General features: G+C 32.0%; 4 protein-coding genes. All 4 read right to left on the bottom strand.

Features of this window, described 5'->3' with window-relative positions; all coding sequences use genetic code 11:
- Window positions 1-92: 92 nt before the first annotated feature.
- On the bottom strand, window positions 93-833 hold the full coding sequence (gene map, locus V7056_RS18155; protein WP_499703804.1) for a type I methionyl aminopeptidase: 741 nt from the start codon (window positions 831-833) through the stop codon (window positions 93-95).
- 99 nt (window positions 834-932) lie between these two features.
- The gene (locus tag V7056_RS18150; protein ID WP_499703803.1) at window positions 933-1,250 is read right to left on the bottom strand and encodes a hypothetical protein; all 318 of its coding nucleotides are present in this window, start codon (window positions 1,248-1,250) and stop codon (window positions 933-935) included.
- A gap of 192 nt (window positions 1,251-1,442) precedes the next feature.
- The gene (locus tag V7056_RS18145; protein WP_499703802.1) at window positions 1,443-1,910 is read right to left on the bottom strand and encodes a hypothetical protein; all 468 of its coding nucleotides are present in this window, start codon (window positions 1,908-1,910) and stop codon (window positions 1,443-1,445) included.
- Window positions 1,911-2,482: 572 nt separating this feature from the next.
- Window positions 2,483-3,016 carry a hypothetical protein gene (locus V7056_RS18140; RefSeq protein ID WP_499703800.1) on the bottom strand — a complete coding sequence of 178 codons (534 nt, stop codon included), beginning with the start codon at window positions 3,014-3,016 and terminating at the stop codon, window positions 2,483-2,485.
- Window positions 3,017-3,164 lie beyond the last annotated feature (148 nt).

Below are 3,164 nucleotides of genomic sequence, written 5' to 3'. Positions count from 1 at the left end.
TTGAACTAACGCGCCAGTTAGTTTAAGTACATTTATGCACAATCACAAAGTCTAAATAAGGGCTTATAATTTTAGAAACTTCATTGCTTGAATTAAAGTGTGACAATAATCGGACCATTTTTAGTAAGGATAATCGTATGTTCTAATTGAGCTACATAGCTTTTTTCTGTAGCATAGGTCCAACCGTCTTCTTTTTGGAATACTTCTTCTTCAAAGGTTGAGATAAATGGTTCGAATGCGATAACCATCCCTTCCTTTAATATTTCATTATCCCATGGATCATTAAAATTTAAAATATGGTCAGGTGCTTCGTGTATTCTACGTCCAACACCATGTCCTGTAAGGTTTTTGATAACAGTGAATCCATGCTGTCTCGCTGTTTCGAATACTGCTTTTCCGATTCTACTTTTTTTTGAACCGGGTTTTGCTTTCTTAAGACCTGCTTCAAATGCCTTTTTAACAACGTCGCATATTTTCGTTAATACTTCTTCTCCTTCTCCTACTACAAATGAGATTCCTGTATCTGCAAAATAACCATTCTTTGAAGCTGATACATCTATATTTACTAGATCCCCTTCATGAATAACCCGATGCCCCGGAATACCATGTGCCACTTCTTCATTAAGACTAATGCAAGTATAGCCAGGAAAATCATATTCACCTTTTGGAGCTGAAACTGCACCTGCTTTTTTTAAAAGTTCTCCAGCTATATCATCAAGTTCTTTGGTCGTTATGCCAGGAATTGTTCTTTGTACCAATTCATCTCTAATGGAGGCAACAATTTTGCCTATTTCCTTCAAACCATTAAAATCTTCTTCTGTTTTTGCAATCATTTTTTTCCTACCTCATTATCTTTTATCATCAATAAACTTATAGAGTTCAGTTCAGCTGCTCTCGCTGTTAAACTAACGCTCTCGTTAGTTCCATAACAATCATTTTATCATTACCACTCCAATCTTTTTCTTGTTTTTTCCATCTATAAAAATTACAATATCATCCTCAATGTAATCACTTTTAAAAGTAACAGAATATATACTATTTTTATCATAATTCTCATCTGTAATGGTTGCATTTTCTGGTAAAGATTCTATTTTTTTAACTACTCCATTCTTATTACTGATACCTTCTGTTAAAGGGCTTGTCATACTTTCATAGGCAATTTTTCGAATTATCTTATCATCATTTTTACTACAACTTACAACGTAAAATGATGATGAAACCAACATAAAAATTAGTATGATTTTTTTCATTTAGTCACCTCATCCTCTTTTTCATAAATCGTAACATGAAATAGGTCATTTAATACTAAATATTGGTAATTATTTTGATTTCCTTATTAAACTAGACTGCCATTTAGTCAAATAAAAAATAGACCACTGAAGTGGTCTATCGTTGTTCAACTAACGCGCCAGTTAGTTACAGAAGGAACATTTACTCCTGTCCTATTTTACCTCTAAAGCAAAGGCGTAAAAGGCATCTCCGTTTGATACTTGTTCTTTCTTTTTATCCATCCACCATACTCCGTAATAATAATAATAGATCCCTTTATTTGTAGGCGCAGTAAAACGATTCTTTTCTAATACGACTTCAACTTCTGTATTATTGTTCTTCTGAGTTACATGTATTTCATTTGGTTTTGGATTATAATTCATCACGAAAGTGACATCTTCGCCGGGTCTCACTTCAATAGGTTTTTTATCTTTTAATAATTCAACAGGTCCACCTGTATCAACGCATCTCCCTTTGTTTTTTGTATTCCAGCAATAAGTCCCTAGCTTCGTTTCATAAGTTTGCTTACCGATCTGAATCATGACTTTTGGAGGCTTATCTCCTTTCATACCATCATTTGATGAACAACCCGTGAGATTTATAATAAGAAACAGTATAGTTAAAGTTATCCATTTAAACATGTAATAAACTCCTCTCAATTTAAAATCTTTAAAATCCATCACACATCTTGTCTACTTATAGCTATTCAATTAAAAGGCTAATAGTCCTTTCTTTCGTCAAGTAAATACTAAAAAGTGACAAAGAGGATGATCAATTAATGATCATCCTCTTTGTGTTAATGAACTAAAGCGCCAGTTAGTTATATTAGCATTTCAACAATTAATTCTATAATAGTACATATTATAATACATATTGAAAATATATTTATTAATCTCAACCTATACATATACTCTTTTAATTCTTTTTTTGATACAGCTTTCTCTGGTAGCTTTTGAAACTTTTTTACCTTAATTAAAAGAAAAATTACAATACATCCAATTACTAGTAATACTATATTTAAAAATTCACTTATAAAATCAAATATTTTAATCAATCCTCCGAATATCACCTGAACTGTTGTCTGCATTTTCTCCTTATTGTAGTTGAACTAACGCGCCAGTTAGTTGTATTACCATTATTTATCTTTCAATCAAATTTGAACAATGAAATAACCTTTTTCGTCTTGTTCTAAATCCTCTAAACAGAGTCGTGATTATTTAATTTTGCTGTGTAAAACTTTTTTCATTAACTCATTTGAAATGATCAAAGCTTCACTTTTACTGTTTGCTGGTCCTGTAACCATCCACCCGTTTTCACCTGACCAACCTTGATTCCCATTCTTATCTTCCCTAAATTCTTCGAACGTCACTTTACTAAAATCTTTGTTAGCAAAGAGAATGCCATAGCTATTGATATGTGGTTCACCATTTTTAACGTAACCATACACCATTGTTCCCATGCCATTTTGATCAAAATCAATCTCTAATTTACGGTCTTTATTTGGAAAGGAATAATTTGCACCTTTTACATCAATTGACCCTTTAAACGTTCTTTTTCCTAAGAAAGATTGATGAAGCTTTCCCTTTATTTTTATCGTCACAGAATTTGCCTTATCATTGCCGGTACCCAATTGATACTCAACACCTTTTAAAGACTCATTTACTTTCATTGGAACGAATTTATAAAAACTGAAGCCAAAAGTAATTAAAACAACTAATACTAGGCAAGAAATCAAGATCTTTTTCAAAAAAAGCCCCCATTAATATCGAATTATCACTTAAATAATATTCCATTTAATTCCAATAATTCCTTTGCTTATTAAACCAAACTGTCAAATATTTGAACAAAAAAAGCCGCATTTGCGACTCGTGATCTTGATCAACTAACGCGCCAGT

Source organism: Bacillus sp. JJ664 (assembly GCF_036962205.1).
Taxonomy (GTDB): Bacteria; Bacillota; Bacilli; order Bacillales; family Bacillaceae_G; genus Gottfriedia.
This window is presented reverse-complemented; position numbering and strand designations above follow the sequence as displayed.

What these genes read in the sequence shown, in the direction of transcription:
- V7056_RS18145 (WP_499703802.1), bottom strand. Translation starts at nt 1,910, where the DNA reads ATGTTTAAATGGATAACTTTAACTATACTGTTTCTTATTATAAATCTC.
- V7056_RS18150 (WP_499703803.1), bottom strand. Translation starts at nt 1,250, where the DNA reads ATGAAAAAAATCATACTAATTTTTATGTTGGTTTCATCATCATTTTAC.
- map (WP_499703804.1), bottom strand. Translation starts at nt 833, where the DNA reads ATGATTGCAAAAACAGAAGAAGATTTTAATGGTTTGAAGGAAATAGGC.